Here is a 22,084-nt window from a genome sequence, read left to right as displayed (position 1 = left end):
AAAAATGTACTTTTATGGGCTAACAAAACAAAATATTTTTGCACTACAAAACGCAATATCATTCCCTCATTTCAGTCTATTACATCCAACCCAAGTTTTACCCGTCTCTTCTAATTATAAAAACAATTTTACTCATTTGCACCTTTGCACTAATTATTAAACGTCATGCAACCCGCTAATTCATCATTTGTAAGCAACGCCACAGCGGCTGCCCCAGCCCAGCCAAGTCTTGCCGATATTTTACTAAACGATTTAAGTTTTACCGCCACGCTACAATTTAAAAGAGGCGAAACCATTTTTTTAAATAATCAGCAAGCAAACAACATTTTCATTATTAAAGAAGGGCGTGTAAAATTAAGCAACCACTCTGATGATGGGCGCGAAATAATTAAGGCAATATTGATAAGCAACGAAATTTTTGGCGAATCGGCCATTTACAACAGCCAAATGCGAAATGAAACTGCCCAGGCCCTCGAACAAACACAACTGTATGTAATATCGGTACAAGATATACGCGATCGTATTGCCAGCGATGCCTCATTTGCCAATTTATTAATGAACTGGTTAGGTTCAAAAATACAAAAAACACAACAACGCCTTGAGATGTTGGTTTTTAAAAATGCCCGAAACCGGGTGCTACAGTTTATTGTTGATATAGCACACGATTATGGTCGCGCCATCGGTTATGAAATATTAATAAGCCAGTTTTATACCCATAAAGAAATTGCACAACTTACCGACACATCAAGGCAAACGGCAACCACAATTTTAAACGAGATGCGCAAAAGCAATTTGGTTTATTTTAACCGCCACCGTTTACTTATTCGCAATATACAAAAACTTGAATCAATGGCACTGCAGTAGTACAAAATTATTTTTTACATTGTATTTGGTTGTTAAACCTTAATTATATTATATATATTATAAAGGTGTGCTTCCGAGTTAAGCCGTAAAGTTAAATAATAGAACCGCTTTTTACCAGAATTGTAAAAGGCGGTTTTTTTTTATAAAACTGTATGAGTACAGAATTTACAAGTCTTTAAACCCATTATCCTGCTTTAAAGCTGCGCTTTGTATTATTGGCTGTATCATACCCATTTTTTGTTGAAAAAGGGTTAAAACAATGCCATCTGAAAGGCCAATTTTAGGAACCATAACTTGGGTAATACCTGTTTTTTCCATGATATGCAAAAATATTTCTAAGGCCGGAACAATTACTTCAGCGCGGTCAGGGGTAAGGTCTTGCAGGGTTACCCGCTCTTCAATGCTAAGGGGTGCTAACAGGTTATACTCTTGTTTTAAGTAGCGGTAAGGCAAAGGTTGCCCTTTATGGCTTTCAGAAATTTTGAAAAGCCTATTAATATTGCCCCCCGAGCCGATTATTGATAAAGGTTTTTTAGGTTTTATAGTATGTACCAACCATTGGGTTAAGGCTTGCCACTCTTGTGGAGCTACGTGGTTCTGAAACATCCGGATAGTGCCAATTTTAAACGACTTTGAAGCCGCAATACCGCGCAAACTCACTAAGGAAACCTCGGTGCTACCGCCTCCAACATCAACATATAAGTGACTGAAGCGGTGGTCTAAAATATCCATAGTAAATAGTTTGTTCGATAAAATAAGTGCAGCCTCCGAGTCGCCGTCAATTAATTGTATGTTTAAGCCTGTGCGCTGCTTAACCACATCGGCAACCTGGCGCGCATTGGTAGCCTCGCGCAGTGCCGATGTAGCACAAATTGCCCAGTCCTGTACTTCGTACACCTCGGCAATTAACCTAAATGCTTCGAGGGATTTGCAAAGCTGGTCTATTTTTGAAAGGCTTATATGCCCGCCCGAAAATGTATCTACACCCAAGCGAACAGGAATCCGGTACATTTTTAATTTCTTATTTTTAATTTCGGTAGGTTTTTTTTTATCGGCTATGCTAAGTTCGGCCACTAACAAGCGTACTGCATTCGAGCCAATATCAACGGCGGCAAGTTTCATAATAAATACGGTGTATATTGCTTATATATTTACAAGTTTATTTAATTGTTCAAAGGGTAGGGCTTTATATTGGACATTGCCTTTTAACAGTTGGTTAAAAAAGTGCAATATGGCGTGTTGCGAGCGGGTAGGCTCAAGTCCATTGCGCACATAGCCATTGGGGGGTAAATCCGGATAATTTTGTAGGCGGGCTTTAACGTTATCTTGCAATTGCAGGGTTAATATTGTTTCAAGCTCTTTTTTTAGCAGTGGGTCATAAATTGGGCAGGCAACTTCAATGCGGCGGTGCAGGTTTCGTTCCATACAGTCTGCCGAAGCGATATAGCAATGCGTTTTGCCGTTATTATAAAAGTAGTAAATGCGCGAGTGTTCTAAAAATTCATCTACAATACTAATGGCTTCAATATTTTTACTGTGGTTTTCGACACCCGGAACCAAGCAGCAAATACTGCGCACAATTAACCAAATTTTTACCCCTGCGTTCGATGCTTCGTATAGTTTACCAATAATAGTTTCGTCGTTTAGGCCGTTAAGTTTTAAAATTATATATGCCGGTTTTTTGGCTTTAGCGTGGGCAATTTCGGTGTCAATAAGTTGTATTAGTTTGTTAAATAAATGCTTAGGTGATATTAATATGTGCTTAAAATTTTCTAATTTGCCAATATCTGGGTAGGCATCTACGGGCTGGTTGGGAAGTTGTGTTTCTATAAATTTAAATACTTTGGCAATTTCGGAGGTAATGCCTGCGTGCTGCGTAAGCAAACTGTCGTCGCAATAGGTTTGCGCTGTTCGTTCGTTAAAATTACCGGTACCTATGTTAGCATATAGTTTAATGGTATTTTTTTGTTTTTGCTCATCGTATTCTTCGCGGCCAACCAATAATAATTTGCTGTGTATTTTAAAACCTAACTGCCCGTGTATAATGTTTAAGCCAGCCTCTTTCATGGTATTTGTCCATTGAATATTTGCTTCTTCGTCAAAGCGGGCTTGCAGTTCAATAACAACGGTTACTTTTTTACCGTTCATTTGGGCATTAAGCAGTGCATTAATAATGCTCGACTGGCGCGCTACCCTGTAAATAGTTGCTTTTATAAATTTAACTTTGGGGTCGATGGCTGCTTCGCGCAAAAAATCAATTACCGGATAAAAAGTTTGATATGGGTAATGCAGTAAAATATCTTTTTTTTGTAATAAAGAAAATAAACTTTGGCGCGGGTCAATATCCGGATGCGGCAGCGGGCGGTGTGGCATGGGCAGTATTGCCGCCAAACTTGGTATCAGCGGAAAATTCATAAAATCTTTAAAATTATGGTACCGACCTCCGGGCAAAATATTATTATCGGCGGTAATACCCATTTTAGCCACTAATTGTTTAAGCACCTCTATGTCCATTTGTTTGTCGTAAATAAAGCGCACCGGTTGCCCGTGTTTGCGTTGTTTTACCCCCGATGCTATTAACTCAAGCTGCGTTTTCGACAAATCCGCATCAAGTTCCATTTCGCTGTCTTTGGTAAGTTTTATCGTCCATGCACTACACTGGTCGAAGCCAAAAATACCGAACATATCGGTTAGGCAATACCGTATTACATCGTCGAGCAAAATAACGAAGGTGCGATTATTTGAACGCTCGAACATAAAGAAACGCGACAATTTATCGGACGGTATTTCGACTAATGCCATTTCTTTTTGGGTTGGGTGTGCCGATTTTCGCAGCGATATGGCCAAATAAATAACGCCGTCTTTTAAATCGGGAATTTTGCGCAAACTGCTAACCATTAATGGCACTAACAATGGCCGGACTTCTACATGAAAAAACTGGCGCACAACATAGCCCTGCGCTTGGGTAAGCTCGTTTTCGTTTACGATAAAAACCTGCTCGTTGGCCAACTCGCTTTTAACTTCGCTGTAAATAGCCTCAAATTGCTGTTGCATGGCCAATATTTGTTTGTTTATTTGTCGCAGAATTTTTTTGGGGCTCATGTCCATTTCGACTTTAGCTTGTTTATTTACCTCAACCAACCTGTTAAGCGAAGCGACCCTAACCCTAAAAAACTCATCTAAATTAGAGGAGAAAATGCCCAAAAACTTTAAACGCACGGGCAATGGCACGCTGGGGTCTGCCGCCTCTTGTAAAACTTTTTCGTTAAAGCGAAGCCAGCTAATTTCGCGGTTTACTAAAATACGCTTGCGCTGGTGGCGTGTTAGGCTGGCAAAATACGAGGGGGGCGAGCCGGGCGATATTGGTTGCATAGGGGGCAAAGCTACTTGTTTATTAAGGTGCAAGGTACGATATTTTGTTTTCAAATAGGCAGTTCAAATAAATAGTTTAACTTAAATTTAATATTATGGCTATAACATAAAACGTTTGTCTAACATAAGGAATAAAAAATAATGCTATGCATATTCTTGCCAAATTTGCCAGCTTAGCTCGGCTTGGTTTTGCAGCATAGATAAACCGTTACAAGCGGTTGCCCCCATTTCTTGCGCCTTATGTAAAAAAACGGTTTGCGCCGGATTATACACCAAATCAAAGCAAATATGCTTGGGTGTTAATGCGTGGTAAGGTATATTAGGGCAGGTTTGTAGGTGAGGGTGCATGCCTAAAGGCGTAGTATTTACAATTAGTAAATGCTTGGCTACAATATCAGGAGTTAATTGTGTATATAAAAAAGTATTGTTGGGACTATGGCTGTTTTTTAGCGAGCGCGTGGCAAAACTTACCGCTATACCTAAACTTTGTAAGGCAAACTTAACTGCCAACATACTGCCACCTGTGCCTAAAATTAAGGCTCGTGCAGGGTAGCGGCTTGGCTTTAAGAAGGGCAAAAGTGCTTGTTTAAAACCGTCGGCATCGGTATTATAGCCATTTAACTGCCTTTGCTGATTGTTATTGACAACCGCCACTACATTTACTGCGCCAATTTGTTTTGCCTGCGCGCTAATTTGGTTTAAATACGATAAAATAGCCTGTTTATATGGTATGCTAACGTTAAAACCGCACAAATTAGGATTTTGAGCCAAAACATTAGCAAGGTTGGTAATATTATTTAGCTCAAATAAATTGTAGGCGCAATGATGTAGCCCTTGGGCGGCAAATTTTTCGGCAAAATATTTTCCTGAAAACGAATGACTCAGAGGGTATCCAACTAAGCCATAAAGGTGGGTAATTAAAGACATAATACAAGCGCAAAGAACTGCACTACAAACAAAGCTACGCCATTTTAATTAATATCTGGCCTAGTATGGTTACAAAGCCATATCATTACAATACTCTGAAGAACAAAAAATATCCGGATAGTGCTGTTAAAACTAAAGGTTTATCCGGAATATTTGGCAATCAGTTATCTAACTAACTATCCGGAAACTGCAATACTTACAACTCATCTAAAGGGCTTTTAATTTTTGCTTTTGAATGGTCGGTTAAATGGGTGTAAATTTGTGTTGTTTTTATAGACTCGTGCCCTAATAGCTCCTGAACAAAGTGAATATCTGTACCGTGCTCGATTAAGTGCATGGCAAAACTATGGCGCAAGGCATAAACGGTAGCTTTCTTTTCAATTTTAGCCGCTTGTAGTGCTTTGGTAAAAATTGCCTGCACACTTCGGGTTGAGTATTGTTTATTGTCGGCACCCTCAAAAAGCCAGGTTTTAGGTCTATGGAATCTACAATACTCGCGCAGTAGTAATAAATATTTTTCAGAGAGCATAACCTCCCTATCTTTTTTTCCTTTACCTGCCGCTATTTTCAGGGTCATTTTTTTAACATCTATATCATTTATTTTTAAATTAATAATTTCGCTCAAACGCAAACCACCACTATACAAACCTGTAATAATAGCTTTGTGTTTTAAATTAGTAATACTGTCAAAAATTTTTTTTATCTCTTCATGGCTTAACACAACCGGCAGTTTAGTTTCTTTGCATTTAGGGTAGATGTGGTCAATAGGCAGTTCTGTATTTAAAACCTCCCTATAAAAAAATTTTATAGCCCCCACCAACTGTTTTTGATAACTTGCCGATAGGCTATTTTCATTTACCTTCTGACAGATATAATTTTCTATCATTTTGGGTGTAACACTTTCGGGGTTTTCTAATTTAAAAAATATAAAAAACTGCTTAAGTGCATTGGTATATGTTTTGATGGTTTTATAACTATACCGCTTAGTTTTAAGCATGGCCGCAAATTGTTCAATATAGGCTTCCATAAGTCAAATTTGCCCCAAGATACAAGTTATATTCGTAATTACAGACAAATTGGGCTGATTTTGTGCAATAACGTATCACATAGCGATATTTTGCTGTAATATTGTAGATAGTTTAAAATTTGTATCAAGTTTAAAGGTACATTATTTGATGCGTTTTGTAGGTAGGCTAAAAATTGTTTGGTTTACAAAACTTTAAGTATGGGAAGGAGAGGTTAATGGTTGATGTTGTTGAGGTTATATAGACATCCGTAATTAACAAAAGCTACTTTACATAATTTTTTCCGGGAAAGGTAAAATCCGGATAAATAAAGAAAGTAATAAGGCATTAATAATCTTATTTTTCAAAAAGATTTATATTAACTTTACGACCGATAATTAAAAAAATCTAAAGTCGTGAAAAAAATATCTACCCTAATCGTTTTTCTTTTTGCCTTTACCAGCTGTTCGCATTACTACTATATTCCGCCAACTCAAAATATTCCGTTATTCACCGAAAAAAAAGAAATTCGGGCAACAGCATCTTTAGGCGGTGGTGACGAAATTAACACCTTCGACCTACAGGCAGCCTACGCAATTACAAATAGGTTTGCCGTAATGTCAAACTTTATGCATGGAAATGGCGGCTCCTCGTCCGACGGGGGCAAAGGCAACTATATTGACGCAGGATTTGGTTATTATAAACCTTTGGAAAAGCACCTGATTTTTGAAATCTATGGGGGCATGGGCTTTTGCAACCAACAGCACAGCTACGGTGAAAGTAGCGGTGGAACAACTATTAGTAAGGGCAATGCTGACTTATCATACACAAAAATATTTTTACAAAATTCAGTGGGGGTAACAACCAAAATACTTGACATCGCACTAACAAACAGATGTAGTTTTATAGCTTTCAATAAAATAAAAAATCGCATAGACACACTTCATTTTGAGTATTTTTACCTTGACACTATCGCTAAAAATAAAAAATCTGTTCTTCTCGAACCATCGCTTACACTTCGCGCAGGCTGGAAAAGAATAAAATTACAAGTTCAATTCATCTACGCAGCAAATTTATCGCATCCAAATTTAAGATTTGAAGATTCCAAGCCCAGTATTGGAATTACCTATATGTTTCCTGAAAGATTTGGCAGGAAAAAACATTCAAAACCATAAACGAATAGATTAATTCTTTTCTACCTTCCGGATAAAAAAATTTCCGGAAATTAATTTATATATGATAATCCCGCACAAAAGGCAATGCTTACTTAAAAGGGATAGGGCTTTCTAAGGAAAATATTTTTTTAACAGCCAAAAGCAAACATCTATAACCTATTAGCCGTAACTTGCGGGTTTATTTAATTTGCTTGTTTTTTAATTAATAAGGCTGCTTTTATGGCTCGTTTTTACCTTGTTTTAGTCCTTGTTTTTTTAGGCGCAGGACTACCTTTTTCCCCCATTTTTGCCCAGCAAACCTACCCCGTAAACGGCACTTTCGACGAAAGAGCCGAAGTGTATGCGTTTACGAACGCCACCATTTTTATCAATTACAATACAAAAATTGAGAAAGCCAGTTTAGTAATCCGGAAAGGAAAGATTGAAGCCGTAGGCACTAAAATTGCCATCCCAAAAGATGCAGTAGTTTACGATTTATCCGGAAAATACATTTACCCTTCGTTTATTGACCTTTATACCACTTATGGACTGCCCGAGGTAAAACCCAGCGACGATGGTGGTAATTTTGGCCCACAAATGTTAAGCAAAAAACAGGGCGCCTACAACTGGAACCAAGCCATAAAACCCGAAATAAATGCCGCCGAGCTTTTTGCAGCCAACCCCGACAAAGCTAAAGAACTGCGCAACCAAGGATTTGGTTTAGTGCTAAGCCACCAACGCGACGGCATAGTGCGCGGCACAGGCGTATTAGCCCTTTTGGCCGACGATGCCACCCATAAAGTAATTGTAACCGAGCGCGCATCGGCGCATTACTCGTTAAGCAAAGGCAGTTCAAGGCAAGATTACCCCAGCTCGCTAATGGGGTCTATTGCTTTATTGCGCCAAACTTATTTAGATGCCCAATGGTACGCTGCCACTAAAGGCAACGCCGAGTATAATCTATCGCTCGACAGAATGAACCAGCTACAAGGCAAATTACCACAAATTTTTGAATCGTCAGACAGGCTTACCACCCTTCGCGCCGATAAAATTGGAGACGAATTTGGCACGCAATATATAATTAAAGGCAGCGGAGACGAATACATGCGCCTTGACGACCTTAAAACCACCAATGCCGCTTTTATAATTCCTGTTAAATATCCCAAAGCTTATGATGTGCAAGACCCCTGGGATGCACTAAACATAAACCTAACCGACCTTAAACACTGGGAACTTGCGCCAACAAACCCTGCTGCATTAGCCAAAGCCGGCTTTAATTTTGCCCTTACCAGCGCCGACCTTAAAGAAACAAGCGAGTTTAGCGCCGCAATAGCCAAAGCTGTAAAAAATGGCCTCACCCACGAGCAAGCACTTAAAGCACTTACCTTTAGTCCGGCCAATATATTGGGCATTTACAATTTAGCAGGCAGTTTAGAAAACAACAAATTTGCCAATTTTTTAATTACCTCCGACAGTTTATTTAAAGAAAAAACTATTATTTACGAAAACTGGTCGAACGGTAAACGCTATATTATTAAAGACCCCGCCAAACAAGATATGGCCGGATTTTTTGCCCTGAATATTGGCACTGAAAATTTTTATTTAGAAGCCAAAGCCGAAAAGCCTACGCAAGCCCCTAAATTAAAAATATGGCTTAACGACTCCACAAGTATTGATGTGGATTATATCCGCCGCGAAAACGGACTAAGTTTGCAGTTTAATGCCGAAAAAGACAGTATGGTTACCACCCGTATAGGTAAGGGCCTAATTCGCCTGTCGGGGTGGCTTGAAAAAGAGGGCAACCACTGGCGCGGCGAAGGCCAACTGCCCAACGGAAAATGGGTAAAATGGGAGGCAGAACCTACCGCCGAACGCCCTCGCAAAAAACAAGAAAAAGAGAAAGAAGAAGGGAGCAACAAAAAAAACGAGGAGGCTACAACTGCCGCCAAATCTAATCCGGATAAAAAAACCGATACCGATAAAACTTCGGCCAGCACTAAAAAAACTGACGAACCTCAAGGCGAAGTATTTTATCCGTTTATGGCCTATGGCTACACCAAAGCCGAGCAGCCAAAAGCCGAAACCGTAGTGTTTGAAGGTGTTACCGTTTGGACAAACGAAGCCGAAGGCATTATAACCGGAACTAATGTAATGATATCAAACGGAAAAATTGCCGCTATTGGGCGCAATTTAAAAATTCCGGATGGCGCCAAAGTTTATGATGTAAAAGGAAAACATTTAACCGCCGGAATAATTGACGAACACTCGCATATTGCCATTAGTCGGGGTGTAAATGAAGGCACGCAAGCCAGCAGCGCCGAAGTAAGTATTGCCACCGTTGTTAACAGCGAAGATGTAAATATTTACCGCTGTTTGGCCGGCGGCGTAGTTGCAGCACAACTGCTACATGGCTCGGCAAACCCAATTGGCGGGCAAGCTGCCATGATTAAATTGCGCTGGGGCCTGGCACCCGAAGCCATGAAAATAGCCAACGCCGATGGTTTTATTAAATTTGCCTTAGGCGAAAACGTAAAACAAAGCAATTGGGGCGATTTTCAGCGCGAGCGTTTTCCGCAAACCCGGATGGGCGTTGAACAAGTGTATGTTGACCACTTTACACGCGCACACGAGTATGGCGAAAAGCTAAAAAACGCAGGCAAAAAAGGTGCTTCACCTGTGCGCCGCGACCTTGAATTAGATGCCTTGTTAGAAATTATAAACAAAAAACGGTTTATTACCTGTCACTCGTACGTGCAAAGCGAAATAACTATGCTTATGCGCGTTGCCGAACAGTTTGGATTTAATATAAACACGTTTACGCATATTTTAGAGGGATACAAAGTAGCCGACAAAATGAAAGCACACGGGGTTAATGCCTCGTCTTTTGCCGATTGGTGGGCTTATAAATACGAGGTTTATGATGCCATACCCTACAACGGAGCTATTTTAAATAAGGTAGGTGTTAATACCGGATTTAACTCAGACGATGCCGAAATGGCACGCCGTCTCAACCAAGAAGCAGCTAAAGCTGTGCGCTACGGTGGTATTAGCGAAGAGGAAGCATGGAAATTTGTTACCCTTAACCCCGCTAAAATGCTGCATTTAGACGACCGCATGGGCAGCATAAAAGTAGGAAAAGATGCCGATATTGTACTTTGGAGCGATAATCCGCTAAGCATCTACGCTAAAGCCGAACAAACCTATGTGGACGGCGTTTGCTATTTTGATATAGAACGCGACAAACAACTGCGCGAAAAAATTAATATGGAACGCAATCGAATTGTTCAAAAAATGCTAAAGGCAAAAAACGAAGGCGAACAAACTCAAAAAGGTGGTAGCCCTACCCAAAAAATGTATCATTGCGACGATGTTGAAGACGAAGGCCACTACAACGAAGCAGAATTTAATCGCCAAAACAACAGCTTGCACAGCGGACACCAACACTAAAGGAAGGTGGCAAAATTTATGCCTTTCTAGCATTAAAACTATTTGGAAGTCGAGAGAGACAACCAGTTTTTTTCCGGAAAATACATTAATGCCGCTAAGTTTTTGACCGCAGAAAGCATTGGGGTTAAAATTTTTTCCGGAAATCTGTTGGCTACTTATTCATCTTCATCAAAGTTTGGTATTGGCAGTTTTTGTTGTATTAAAACACGTTTCAAGTAAACAAAACCAATTATGCCCGACAATGATGAGGCAATAAAAACTGCAATTTTTGACGAAATAATAATGCCCGAATCGGTATAGGCTAAAATAGTTATAAATATAGACATGGTAAAACCAATGCCTGCCAATATTCCTGCGCCAATAATGTGTTTCTTACTCAGGTCGGCAGGAATTTTGCAAAGCCCAATTGAAACGGCCAGCAACGAGAAAAGAACAATACCCAAAGGTTTACCTAAGATTAACCCCACTAAAATACCCAAACTATTGCCCGAAGTTAATTCGCTCGCCCAGTTTGCCGGTATAAGTATGCCTGTATTTGCCAAGGCAAACAAGGGCACAACAAAAAACGAAACAGGTTTGTGTAGTAAATGTTGTAATTTGAACGAGGGCGACGACTCTTGATTTTTTCGAAATGGTATTGCAAAGGCCAATAACACACCCGAAATTGTGGCATGAACGCCCGAATTTAACATGCAATACCACATGCCAAAACCCATAATTATATAAATCCAAATGGCCATAATTTTATAGCGATTCAATAGCAACATTGCCCCAAAAACAGATAAGGCCAAAGTAAAATAAACCAACGAAAAGCCTTTTGAGTAAAAAAGGGCAATTACAATAATAGCCCCTAAATCGTCAATGATTGCCAATGCCGTGAGAAAAATTTTTAACGAAGTTGGCACTTTGCTTCCTAATAGTGAAAGAATACCAAGCGAAAATGCTATATCCGTGGCCATGGGTATGCCAAATCCGCTTTGGTATATTGTTCCATAATTAAACCCAAAATGAAATAAGGCCGGAAAAAGCATGCCACCCAAAGCCGCAGAAACAGGCAAAAGTGCATTTTTAATGTTTGACAACTCGCCGGTATAAACTTCTCGTTCAATTTCTAAACCGATAAGTAGGAAAAAAATGGCCATTAGTCCATCATTAATCCAATACTCTATGGATTTGCCAGCCATGACGGGGTTATGCCAAAAATGCGCATACGACTCGCCCCATGCCGAGTTAGCCAATATTAGTGAAAGGATGGTACATACAATTAAAATAAGTCCTCCGGCTTTTTCGCTTTCAAAAAATTCTCTAAATAACTTGGTTGCCTTCATAATTTTATCACTACTTGTTTGTTTCTTGTTTGTTTACTTATTTGTTAAATTGCTCGTCTGTAAAATTGGCCTTATGCTTGGGTTGCGAAAATTTGTTAGCATTATAGGCTACCGATTCTCCCTTGGGGATAGAAAGCGAAGTCCATTCTTTATTGCGCAACATTTTGCCAATAAAAACAATTTGCCCTACATGATACGGGTAATGAGCCAACTGTCTGTTTATGGCTTCTAACACCGTGTGGCCTTGGTTCCGGATAAAAATTGTTTTGTTTAAATCGGCTTCTGTTAACATATTAAGCGCCTTGAACAAACAAGCCCAGCCCTCGTTCCATTTGGTTAAGAGTTGCGCTTTGTTTTCGAGGTAATTTTCAAACTCGGCATCGCGTTGCCGCCACTCTTTTTCGCCGTCTGTTGTTAAAAAGTCCGTCCACCGCGACAACATATTGCCCCACAAATGCTGAACAATAATTGCAATGCTGTTAGTTTCTTGGTTGTATTGCCAAAAAAGTTCTTCGTCTTTAAGTTGCGAAAAAGTTTTTTCTCCAAGTAGTTTGTAATAGGTAAATTGTTTTTTTGCACTCTCTAAAAAATTGTTGCCCATTTTATTTTTTTTAAGCAAATGGTTATGAATGGAACAAAGATACCCAAAATAAGTAAAATCATCGGTTATAAACTGCCTAAAACATGTAACTTTGCAGCCTTATGATAAAATTTGCCACTGCCACCTTACAAAACGGTCTTAAAATTGTTGTTCACGAAGACCCAACTACACCGCTGGCAGTTTTTAATTTGTTGTACGATGTTGGCTCGCGCGATGAAGAGCCTATTCATACCGGATTTGCCCATCTTTTTGAGCACCTCATGTTTGCTGGCTCGGCCAATGTTCCCGATTTTGAACAACCCCTTTACGCGGCTAATGGCGAAAGCAACGCTTATACCAGCAGCGATTTTACTAATTTTTACGCGCAATTGCCCGCCCAAAATATTGAAACGGCTTTTTGGATAGAAAGCGACCGCATGTTAGCACTTAACGTGTCGAACAAGTCGTTAAAAGCCCAAAAAGGGGTAGTAGTCGAAGAATTTAAAGAAACCTGCCTAAACCAACCCTACGGCGATGCTTACCATGCTTTGATGGCAATGGCTTACCACACCCACCCTTATGCCTGGCCGGTAATTGGCCGCGATTTTACCCATATTGAAAAGGCCACTTTAAAATATGTGAAACAATTTTACAAAAAACATTACCTGCCCAACCATGCTGTTTTGTCGGTAGTGGGTGGGGTAAAATCCGAGCATATTTTTAGCTTAGCCCAAAAATGGTTTGGCGATATACCCACCGGCGAAGCCTACCAACACAATTTACCTCCCGAACCCAAACAAACTGCCCAACGTAACCAAACCATTTGTGCCGAAGTGCCGGCAGCTATGCTGTATATGGCTTTTCACATGGGGCAACGTTTTAGCAAAAGCTATTATGCTTGTGCCTTGTTAAATGAAATTTTATCGGGCGGCACCTCTTCGAGGTTTTACAACGAGTTGGTTAAAAACAACCCAATGTTTTCGATGGTGTACTCAAGTTTAAGTTATACCTTAGATGACGGACTGATAATTATTGAAGGCCAACCTTTGCCTAATATACCCATAACTACTGCCGAGCAAGCTATTTGGGCCATGTTAGATGCGCTAAAAGAACATCCGGTAACAGCAGCCGAGCGCGAAAAAGCCCTCAACAAAACACATGGAATTATGGCCTTCTCTGAAATAAGCCTCACCGAAAAAGCTTTTAACTTGGCATTTTATCACGCCAACAACCAGCTTGAGCTATTTAATACCGAAATGGATTTGTTTGAAGCCATTACAATAAATGATTTGCAAGAGGAGGCAAAAGAGGTTTTCCGGAAAGAAAACTGCTCGGTATTACATTATTTGCCTAATACGGTAGTTGATTAACTAACCAAAAAAATCCGGAAATAATGAATGTAAATCAAGCCTCCATTTTCTCAATTTTTATTGGGAAAGTATTTATTGTTTCTAAGTACACGCCTTGTTTACAAAGCCTCAATACTGACAATTTCGGGGACTGCCATTTTTATTGCTTGTTCAATACCTAATTTAAACGTCATGGCACTCATGGGGCAATCTCCGCACGAACCGGTAAGCCTTAGCGTTAAAACATTATCATCGCTGAGTTGCACTACCTCAATATTGCCCCCATCGGCAATTAAATGTGGCCGAACGCTGTCAAGTGAAGTTTCTATGCGTTGCAATAAACTCTGTTTAGGAGTAGTTTCCATGATTAAAGAATAGCTTTTGTTTCTTTTTTAGGGTTAATCAAAAATTAAAGGCCGAGGGTTGTTTGCTTAGGCAAAAACAGTAGCGTATTTAAAGTAAACACGACTAAAAGTGTTATGGTTCGGATAAGAATTAAAAATAAGTTTATACTTCGCGGTGAGTTTATAATAAACTTTAATATGTTTTTTACAAAGGCCAAAAAATAGGCACCAAAACTAATAACACGGCCAGCAGCAAAATTGTTAAAATGCCGCCTATTTTTATAAAGTCTTTAATGCGGTATTGCCCAGGCCCATATACCAATAAGCAGGCAGGTTCAAAAGGCGCAACAACCGAAATTGAGGCCGAAATTATTACAGCAATGCCAAACGTGCGAGGGTTTACCCCCAATGTGTTGGCCGTGGCAATAGCAATGGGCAATACCACTAAGGCGGCGGCGGCGTTGGTCATGGGTATGGTTAGCAAAACGGTTAGCAACATAAAACCAAACAGCACCGCTTTTACCCCTAATTGCCCCAACCAACTAACAATATGTTCGGCTAAGTATAGGTCGGTTCCGGTTTTTTGCATGGCTTCGCCAAAGGCTACCATACCACCTATAAGCACTAATAAATGCCATTCGATAGCGTTATAAGCTGCTTCCTTTTCAATGCAATTAGCTATAATGGCAAGAACGGAGGCAGCTAAGAAGGTAATTCCGGCCGGAATTAAGTCAAAAGCGCTCAACAAAACAGCTAAACCAAAAAGTGCCAAGGTAAGCCATCCTTTGGCTAATCGCGGTGGGCTGTGGTGGTCAATTTCGCTGATTACGCGCAAATCTTTTTCGCGTTGAAGCAAATCAATATAGGTTTGTGGGCCTTGTACCAACAGCACGTCTCCCGCTTTTAAAGGCACCGAACCCACTTTTTGGCTTAAATTTTGGGCATGGCGGTGTATAGCCAATACCGACAAGTGGTACCGCTTTCGAAAATCGGCTTCTTTAGCCGATTTACCAACCAAGAATGAATTAGGCAAAACAAGTGCCTCGGCCAATTTTATTTGTAATGATTCTAAGTTTTCGTCTTGAATGGTTGCCCCTAAAATTTCAATTCCTTGTTGGCGTCTAATGTTTGCTAAGGCAATGCGGTCGGCCTCTACCAATACTAAATCGTCAACTCTAGCAATGGTGGTGGTGTTAGGGAAAATTTCTTCTTGTTTGTTTCGTATCATTTTTAAAATACGGATGCCATCAATACTTCGGTTTAGCTCAAAAATGGGTTTATTAATCAGGTTTGAATTGGGAAGAATAAGAACTTCGCTTAAATATTTCCGGATATCATATTTTTCGATATAGCTATTATCCACTTTATTAGGCAGCATCCTGAGACCAATAGTAGCCATAAATAGCGTTCCAACAGCCATAAAAACCAAGCCTACGGGTAAAAACTCGAATAAGCCAATGCTTCCCAAACCTATTTTGGTAAAAAATCCACTGCCAGCCACATTTGTCGAGGTGCCTACTAAGGTACAAGTACCTCCTAAAAGAGCCGCAAAAGCCATAGGCATTAACAATTTTGAGGGACTTACTTTGATGGTGCGAGACAAAGCCACCATTGCCGGAACAAAAACAGCAGCTACGGTGGTGTTATTCATAAACGCCGATACAAAACCTGTAACCAACATTACAAGGCTAACTGCCACCCATAATTGCATTGATTTTAGCCGGCTCATGCGCTCAATAAGTAAATCAATCATGCCGTTTTGTTGCAAGGCGGCACAAAGGACAAAAATAGAAGCCAACATCATTATAAAGTCAGAACCAAAGCCGGCAAATACTTCTTTAACGCTTAATATGCCCATAACGCCCAGCACTACCAATACCCCTAACGTTACTACATCGGGGGGCAGCAATTCGGTTGAGAATAAAATAATAACCAACGCTAATAACCCTAAAACAATTGCAATCTCCATGAACCAAGGCTTTAGGCGCAAAAATAGGCTTTTTTAGGAAACTAAAATAAGGAAAACCCTTCGGTTGAACGAAAAAATTCGGATGGTTTTAAGGGTGGGGTGATAAATTTTTGCACTTCAAACGGAACTTAATGGCAATAATAGGGCAAAGACCGGAACTTTAAAATATTACAAATGCGTTGTAACTTCGCCCGCTTTATCACATTACCAATACAAATACAAACATTAATATTATGGCAAAATTATTCTATACAACATTATTAATTGTGGCAGGTTTAACCCAAACTGGATTAGCTCAAAACTTTGACCAAACCAAATTAGACAACTATTTTAATGCCCTTGAAATTAACAACAAGTTTATGGGAAGTGTAGCCGTTTCGCAAAACGGTGCAATTATTTACGCCAAAACAATTGGCTTTTCTAATCTTGAAAATAAAACAAAAGCCAACGAAAACACTAAATACCGAATTGGGTCAATATCAAAAACGTTTACCGCAGTATTAATTTTAAAAGCCGTTGAAGACCGAAAATTAGACCTCAATCAAACAATTGAAGGCTATTTCCCGACAATTAAAAACGCCAATAAAATAGCAATAAAACACTTAGAGCCTGTCTAAATTTTATTTTCTAATTCTATTAAGCATCAATTTTATCATGGCAAGTTGGATCATTGTCTGGCTCGTTTCGGTTTGGAACTCAAAGTCTTTACTCAATCTTCGATAGCTTTCGAGCCATGCAAAAGTTCTTTCAACAATCCATCTTTTTGGCAATACTTCGAATTTCGAGGCTGTATTCGATCTACTTACAACCTCAACCACCCACCCAAACGTTTTGCGGGTATTTTCAATTAACTCGCCTCTATACCCGCCATCAGCTACTATCTTTACCAATCTGCAAAACCTGCCTCTGAGGTCAGCTATAACCATTGGGGCTGATTTACTGTCATGCTCATTTGCCGCATGAACCACAACCGCTAAAAGTAGTCCCATTGTATCTACAATAATATGCCGCTTTCTGCCTTTAACTTTTTTACCCCCGTCAATCCCTCTGCACAAGCCTCCGACGCTTGTTGTCTTTACGCTCTGGCTATCAATTATACCAACACTTGGCGATGAAGCCCTGCCTGCTTGCTTTCGAGTCTTATCCCTGAGTATTTCATGGATGAGTTCTATCGTCCCATCCTTCTTCCACTTGGTAAAATAGTAGTAAACAAGCTTCCATGACGGAAAATGGAACGGCAGCATGCGCCATTGACAGCCAGTTTTAAGCAAATAGAACAGCGCATTAAAAATTTCTCTTAAACTGTGTTTTCGTTTCCGTTTGTCGTCTAAAATGCCTAATATTGCACTCCATTGACTATCGGTGAGACTGCTTGGGTAGGTTTTCATTTTACTTTATGTGTTTGATTTTCATAAAGCTATGAATTATTATTTAAACGTCAAACTGATAGTCTTTTATTCACATCTCTTTTAATAACTTTTTTCCTATCAATTTTTAGGACTGGCATGCCAATTTTTAATTTTTAGACAGTCTCTTACTTAGCCACCGAAGCGGAATTAATAATTTTACCGATGCCGAAGACTATTTGACCTGGAACACCCAACCTAAAACCGAAGCAGAAATGATAGAAATAATTGTTAAAGCCGGCATCGGTTTTGAACCAGACAGGACGGCAATATACAGCAATTCTAATTATGTTCTTCTAACGTATATTCTTGAAAAAACTTTTAAGAAAAAATATCCGGAATTACTTGAGGAATACATCACGCAACCTCTAGGCTTAACAAACACTTGCTTTGGCAAAAAAATTGATAGTAGTAAAAATGAATCTAAGTTGTACCACTTTTTGGAAGCGTGGGAGCTTGAGCCTGAAACGGATATGTCTGTTCCGTTAGGGGCGGGTGGTATAATTTCTACACCAAGCGATTTGGTAAAATTTAGCGATGCCTTATTTGCCGGAAAACTATTAAAAAATGAAAGCCTTGAGCTAATGAAAACCATAAAAGACAAATATGGACTTGGCTTGATTCAAATACCCTTTTACGACAAAATTGGTTACGGCCATACAGGAGGCATTGACGGGTTTAGCACTGTTTTCTCTTATTTTCCGGATGGAAATATTTCTTATGCCTTAACTTCAAATGGGACTAATTTTAATAACAATAATATTTCAATTGCTGTTTTAAGTGCCATTTACAACAAACCGTACAATATTCCGGATTTTAAAACTTATACCTTCGACACAAACGATTTAGATAGTTATTTAGGCGTTTATTCCTCTAAACAAATTCCTTTAAAAATTACAATTACAAAAAACAACACAACCCTAATCGCCCAAGCAACAGGGCAATCGTCATTTCCACTCACAGCAACCGAAAAAGATGTATTTGAATTTGACCAGGCAGGCGTTGTAATGGTTTTTAATCCGGTAGAAAAAACAATGATTTTGAAACAAGGCGGCGGGCAATTTACCTTCGCAAAAGAATAAATAAAACCTACAAACAAATTTTGGTTGTGGTTCAAAAATAGATGGAATTGGCTTGAAGCGCATAAATTTGTCGCATAAAAGACATTTTACAACCTAAACTACTAACAGTACAAAGGATAAAATAATTGGTGTTATATTTGCAGATTAAAAACTCTTAGACAGGAAACTGTATGCGGATTATTTCCAAATCAAGCGAATATGGGTTGCGCGCTTTGTTATACTTGGTAGCTCATCGAAGCGAAGAGCCATTTGTGAATATCAAAAGTATGGCGGAAGCATTGGACATATCATTCCATTTTTTGACTAAAATTTTGCAAACTCTTACACAAAAAGGTTTTTTGCATTCCTATCGCGGCCCTAACGGCGGGATCGCGTTTCAAATTCCTCCGGAAAATATTCTATTGACCGACTTGATTAAGGCCATGGAAGGTGACGACTTTTTTGACAAGTGCTTGCTCGGTCTGCCCAACTGTGGCGAAAAAAACCCCTGCCCTATGCACCATTTTTGGAAAACAATCAAAGTTTCCCTAAAAACAGAATTTGAAACCACCACCCTGGCTCAGCTTGGCAAAGCAATACGCGAAAACCGTTTTCGTTTGATTCCTTAAACAGCGATTAAGCTTTGGGCTTGCTTTTTAAGTATATTTAAGACAAAAAGCTATTTAATCTTAATGCTGTTTCACTCAAAATAAATTTTTCAAAATGAGTTCAAAACATACACCGCCAACAAAAGAACAAGATGCCCCAACCGGGGCTTCAAAGAGTATTAGCTACCTTATGAACACCAAAAACTGGTGGCAACCGCTCTTGTTCATTTTAATTATAAGTGTGGCAGGAGTTGGCATGATAGGTTACCAAACCTACGTAGATGCACCACCCATGACGGGGTTCAAAACCAATGCCGGAGTGGTATTGATGGACAAATCTACCATTGAAAGAGGCCAAATCGTATTTCATAAATACGCTCTTATGGAGTATGGATCTTATTTTGGAGACGGCGCACAAAGAGGTCCGGATTTTACTGCCGAAGCCTTGCACCAAATCACGCTCAACATGAACGAATACTATGTTGAGGCCTTTCAAAAGGAGAACGGCCGGGAGGCAAGCGATATGGAAAAGAAAATAATTGGCGATAATGTAAAAAGAGCACTAAAAGAGAACAAATATAACGCAGCAGAAAATATTGTAGTTGTTTCTGATGCCCAGGCTTATGCCCTTGAAAAATTGAAAAAATACTACACAGATATTTTTATTGACAATAACCCTCATGGATCTTTTCCGCCAAAAGATTATATTACAGACCGGAAGGAAGTAGCAGATTTAGCCTCGTTTTTCTTTTGGGGTGCTTGGGTTTGCGTTACCGAGCGTCCGGGCAGCAATTTTAGCTATACCCACAACTGGCCTTACGACCCCGATGCCGGCAATACTCCTACCGCTCCGGTTATCCTATGGAGTGTACTTGGTCTAATGGGTTTTGTTTTGGTGTGTGGCATTGTGCTTTATTTTATAGGGCAATACAATCAGTTGCCCAACAAATTCTTTAAGCCCTCCAGCAAATCTTTACTCACTGCCGAGCGCGTGGCTAATTTTCAGCCTACAAAAACCCAACGGGCAACCTATAAATTTTTTCTGGTAGCTGTACTGCTTTTCTTTCTACAAGTATTGAGCGGAATTTTTACCATCAACGACTTTGTTAATTTTTTGGGCTTCTTTGGCATACACACATCCGAGGCTTTGCCCATCACTATTACGCGCAGTTGGCACCTTATGCTATCGCTCTACTGGATTTCAATTTGCTGGATTGCCTCTTCGATTTTTATCTTGCCAATATTGGCCAAAAGAGAAATCTCGGGACAATTGCCACTGATTAATATTTTGTTTGCCATGCTAATTGTACTGGCCGGCGGCTCGCTTGCGGGGATGATTTTAGGCCCGAAGGGAGTTTTTGGAGATTGGTGGCATTTATTAGGGCATCAGGGCTGGGAATATGTTGATTTTGGCAGAATTTATCAGGGATTATTGATGGTGATTTTTGTTTTGTGGGGCGTAATCGTATATCGGGGCGTAAAACCGGCATTTGTTAAAGGAGAAGCATGGAACCTGCCCAACTGGATTTTTTATTCTGTATTGGGCATTCCGTTGTTATTTCTATCCGGATTTGTAGGCAAACCCGAAACTAATTTTGTTATTGCCGACTTTTGGCGTTGGATGGTGATTCACATGTGGGTTGAAGCATTTTTTGAGGTATTTATTACCGTTATTGTCAGTTACTTAATGGTGTTAATGGGTTTGGTTAGTCGCCAGGCAGCTATACGGGTGGTATATTTTGCCACTATCCTTTTTTTGGGCACCGGATTACTCGGTATTTCGCACAATTTCTATTGGAATGCAAAGCCGGTGGCCACTATGGCTTTGGGTTCTGTATTCTCTACCTTGCAATTTGTGCCGCTAATTCTTCTTACCGTAGAAGCTTGGCGGTTTAAAAATATGCCCCGGTTTGCAGTTAACGGCATTGAACACAAACAGTTGGGTAATTTCGGATTTCCGGAGGTTTTTTTGTTTCTTGTGGCGGTTAATTTCTGGAACTTTTTTGGTGCCGGAGTTATGGGTATTATCGTAAATTTACCCATCATGAACTATTTTGAACATGGCTCGTACCTAACCATAAACCACGCACACGCCGCACTAATGGGCGTTTACGGCAATATTTCGTTGGCTGCTTTGCTTTTTGCTTCAAGGCTATTGCTTAAACCGAACCGCTGGCGCGAAGGCTTGGTAAAGTTTTCCTTCTGGTCTATTAATGCCGGCCTAATGTTAATGGTTATGCTCGATTTGTTTCCGGCTGGCGCCTTTCAATTCCAATCCATCGTTGAAAACGGGCTTTGGTTTGCCCGCTCTGAGGCCTTTATTGGGCAAGGTGTTTTTAAATCGCTTACCTGGTTGCGCGGCATTGGTGCTACGGTGTTCTTTTTTGGTGGCGTTATTCCGCTTGCATGGTTTATCGTAACAAGGGCCGGCTCGCTAAAAGCCACTACCCCTGAAACAAACAAAATTGAAGAGTTGGCAGGTGCCGATATTCAGCCACCAGTTGAAGAGGAAGAAGAAGAGGAAGAGCCCGTTACCGCCTAACCTTTTCTTAGGTGTTATAGTTGGTTTCCTCCGGAGTTTTAAGCACTTGCCCGAGTCGCTGTTCTATTGATTAGAAAAACGACTCGGGCAAGTATTTTCAAGAAACGATAACGATTGACTAATCATTCC

At 39.9% G+C, this 22,084-nt stretch carries 17 protein-coding genes; 8 read left to right on the top strand and 9 right to left on the bottom strand.

Translation table 11 applies throughout. From position 1 onward, the window contains the following. Nucleotides 1-165 precede the first annotated feature (165 nt). Entirely contained in the window at nt 166-864 is a 699-nt protein-coding gene (locus tag IPI59_06365; protein ID MBK7527167.1) for a Crp/Fnr family transcriptional regulator, read from the top strand. 165 nt (nt 865-1,029) lie between these two features. Here IPI59_06365 and IPI59_06360 read toward each other — a convergent pair whose 3' ends face one another. From IPI59_06360 to IPI59_06345, 4 genes are all read right to left on the bottom strand, one after another. Further along, nucleotides 1,030-1,986, bottom strand: coding sequence for a rod shape-determining protein (locus IPI59_06360; GenBank protein MBK7527166.1), 957 nt, complete (start codon nt 1,984-1,986; stop codon nt 1,030-1,032). Nucleotides 1,987-2,007: 21 nt separating this feature from the next. Next, nucleotides 2,008-4,269: a polyphosphate kinase 1 gene (ppk1, locus tag IPI59_06355; protein MBK7527165.1), complete on the bottom strand. Its 2,262-nt coding sequence runs from the start codon at nt 4,267-4,269 to the stop codon at nt 2,008-2,010. Between the two features lie 111 nt (nt 4,270-4,380). Next, nucleotides 4,381-5,163 carry a shikimate dehydrogenase gene (gene aroE, locus IPI59_06350; protein ID MBK7527164.1) on the bottom strand — a complete coding sequence of 261 codons (783 nt, stop codon included), beginning with the start codon at nt 5,161-5,163 and terminating at the stop codon, nt 4,381-4,383. A 196-nt stretch (nt 5,164-5,359) separates the two neighbouring features. Next, a complete protein-coding gene (locus IPI59_06345) occupies nt 5,360-6,190 on the bottom strand; it encodes a site-specific integrase (GenBank protein ID MBK7527163.1) in 831 nt (276 codons plus the stop codon). Between the two features lie 393 nt (nt 6,191-6,583). On the opposite strand from IPI59_06345, the gene IPI59_06340 reads away from it, so the two are divergent. Both IPI59_06340 and IPI59_06335 read left to right on the top strand, forming a co-directional pair. After that, a complete protein-coding gene (locus tag IPI59_06340) occupies nt 6,584-7,342 on the top strand; it encodes a hypothetical protein (protein ID MBK7527162.1) in 759 nt (252 codons plus the stop codon). 219 nt (nt 7,343-7,561) lie between these two features. Next, nucleotides 7,562-10,768: an amidohydrolase family protein gene (locus tag IPI59_06335; protein ID MBK7527161.1), complete on the top strand. Its 3,207-nt coding sequence runs from the start codon at nt 7,562-7,564 to the stop codon at nt 10,766-10,768. A gap of 155 nt (nt 10,769-10,923) precedes the next feature. Here IPI59_06335 and nhaA read toward each other — a convergent pair whose 3' ends face one another. Together nhaA and IPI59_06325 are read right to left on the bottom strand one after the other, a co-directional pair. Continuing rightward, on the bottom strand, nt 10,924-12,096 hold the full coding sequence (gene nhaA, locus IPI59_06330; protein ID MBK7527160.1) for a Na+/H+ antiporter NhaA: 1,173 nt from the start codon (nt 12,094-12,096) through the stop codon (nt 10,924-10,926). Nucleotides 12,097-12,133: 37 nt separating this feature from the next. Beyond that, the gene (locus IPI59_06325) at nt 12,134-12,697 is read right to left on the bottom strand and encodes a DUF1572 family protein (GenBank protein ID MBK7527159.1); all 564 of its coding nucleotides are present in this window, start codon (nt 12,695-12,697) and stop codon (nt 12,134-12,136) included. 101 nt (nt 12,698-12,798) lie between these two features. Between IPI59_06325 and IPI59_06320 the strand changes: the two genes are divergently transcribed. Then, nucleotides 12,799-14,046, top strand: a complete 1,248-nt coding sequence (locus IPI59_06320; GenBank protein ID MBK7527158.1) for an insulinase family protein — start codon at nt 12,799-12,801, stop codon at nt 14,044-14,046. A gap of 98 nt (nt 14,047-14,144) precedes the next feature. On the opposite strand, the gene IPI59_06315 is transcribed toward IPI59_06320, so the two are convergent. Then, nucleotides 14,145-14,390 carry a NifU family protein gene (locus IPI59_06315; GenBank protein ID MBK7527157.1) on the bottom strand — a complete coding sequence of 82 codons (246 nt, stop codon included), beginning with the start codon at nt 14,388-14,390 and terminating at the stop codon, nt 14,145-14,147. 184 nt (nt 14,391-14,574) lie between these two features. Beyond that, complete coding sequence (locus tag IPI59_06310; protein ID MBK7527156.1) at nt 14,575-16,338, bottom strand: SLC13 family permease; 1,764 nt, start codon at nt 16,336-16,338, stop codon at nt 14,575-14,577. A gap of 233 nt (nt 16,339-16,571) precedes the next feature. Here IPI59_06310 and IPI59_06305 point away from each other — a divergent pair, with 233 nt between their 5' ends. Then, nucleotides 16,572-16,955 carry a beta-lactamase family protein gene (locus IPI59_06305; protein ID MBK7527155.1) on the top strand — a complete coding sequence of 128 codons (384 nt, stop codon included), beginning with the start codon at nt 16,572-16,574 and terminating at the stop codon, nt 16,953-16,955. A gap of 3 nt (nt 16,956-16,958) precedes the next feature. Here the strand turns inward: IPI59_06305 and IPI59_06300 are convergent, their stop codons facing one another. Continuing rightward, a complete protein-coding gene (locus tag IPI59_06300) occupies nt 16,959-17,726 on the bottom strand; it encodes an IS5 family transposase (GenBank protein ID MBK7527154.1) in 768 nt (255 codons plus the stop codon). Nucleotides 17,727-17,893: 167 nt separating this feature from the next. Between IPI59_06300 and IPI59_06295 the strand changes: the two genes are divergently transcribed. The 3 genes from IPI59_06295 to IPI59_06285 all read left to right on the top strand — a co-directional run bounded on the left by IPI59_06295 (nt 17,894) and on the right by IPI59_06285 (nt 21,955). Continuing rightward, nucleotides 17,894-18,826, top strand: coding sequence for a beta-lactamase family protein (locus IPI59_06295; protein MBK7527153.1), 933 nt, complete (start codon nt 17,894-17,896; stop codon nt 18,824-18,826). A 170-nt stretch (nt 18,827-18,996) separates the two neighbouring features. Beyond that, nucleotides 18,997-19,434, top strand: a complete 438-nt coding sequence (locus IPI59_06290) for an Rrf2 family transcriptional regulator (GenBank protein ID MBK7527152.1) — start codon at nt 18,997-18,999, stop codon at nt 19,432-19,434. A 94-nt stretch (nt 19,435-19,528) separates the two neighbouring features. Then, entirely contained in the window at nt 19,529-21,955 is a 2,427-nt protein-coding gene (locus IPI59_06285; GenBank protein MBK7527151.1) for a cbb3-type cytochrome c oxidase subunit I, read from the top strand. The last annotated feature ends 129 nt before the right edge of the window (nt 21,956-22,084 follow it).

Source organism: Sphingobacteriales bacterium (genome assembly GCA_016706405.1).
In the GTDB taxonomy this organism is placed as follows: domain Bacteria; phylum Bacteroidota; class Bacteroidia; order Chitinophagales; family UBA2359; genus BJ6.
Note: the sequence above shows the minus strand (reverse complement) of the source record. Positions and strands in the feature narration are given on the sequence as shown.

Bases quoted from the DNA above. Each gene is read 5' to 3' on its own strand.
- IPI59_06365 (MBK7527167.1), top strand. From the start codon at position 166: ATGCAACCCGCTAATTCATCATTTGTAAGCAACGCCACAGCGGCTGCC.
- IPI59_06360 (MBK7527166.1), bottom strand. From the start codon at position 1,986: ATGAAACTTGCCGCCGTTGATATTGGCTCGAATGCAGTACGCTTGTTA.
- aroE (MBK7527164.1), bottom strand. From the start codon at position 5,163: ATGTCTTTAATTACCCACCTTTATGGCTTAGTTGGATACCCTCTGAGT.
- IPI59_06345 (MBK7527163.1), bottom strand. From the start codon at position 6,190: ATGGAAGCCTATATTGAACAATTTGCGGCCATGCTTAAAACTAAGCGG.
- IPI59_06335 (MBK7527161.1), top strand. From the start codon at position 7,562: ATGGCTCGTTTTTACCTTGTTTTAGTCCTTGTTTTTTTAGGCGCAGGA.
- nhaA (MBK7527160.1), bottom strand. From the start codon at position 12,096: ATGAAGGCAACCAAGTTATTTAGAGAATTTTTTGAAAGCGAAAAAGCC.
- IPI59_06325 (MBK7527159.1), bottom strand. From the start codon at position 12,697: ATGGGCAACAATTTTTTAGAGAGTGCAAAAAAACAATTTACCTATTAC.
- IPI59_06320 (MBK7527158.1), top strand. From the start codon at position 12,799: ATGATAAAATTTGCCACTGCCACCTTACAAAACGGTCTTAAAATTGTT.
- IPI59_06315 (MBK7527157.1), bottom strand. From the start codon at position 14,390: ATGGAAACTACTCCTAAACAGAGTTTATTGCAACGCATAGAAACTTCA.
- IPI59_06310 (MBK7527156.1), bottom strand. From the start codon at position 16,338: ATGGAGATTGCAATTGTTTTAGGGTTATTAGCGTTGGTTATTATTTTA.
- IPI59_06305 (MBK7527155.1), top strand. From the start codon at position 16,572: ATGGCAAAATTATTCTATACAACATTATTAATTGTGGCAGGTTTAACC.
- IPI59_06300 (MBK7527154.1), bottom strand. From the start codon at position 17,726: ATGAAAACCTACCCAAGCAGTCTCACCGATAGTCAATGGAGTGCAATA.
- IPI59_06290 (MBK7527152.1), top strand. From the start codon at position 18,997: ATGCGGATTATTTCCAAATCAAGCGAATATGGGTTGCGCGCTTTGTTA.
- IPI59_06285 (MBK7527151.1), top strand. From the start codon at position 19,529: ATGAGTTCAAAACATACACCGCCAACAAAAGAACAAGATGCCCCAACC.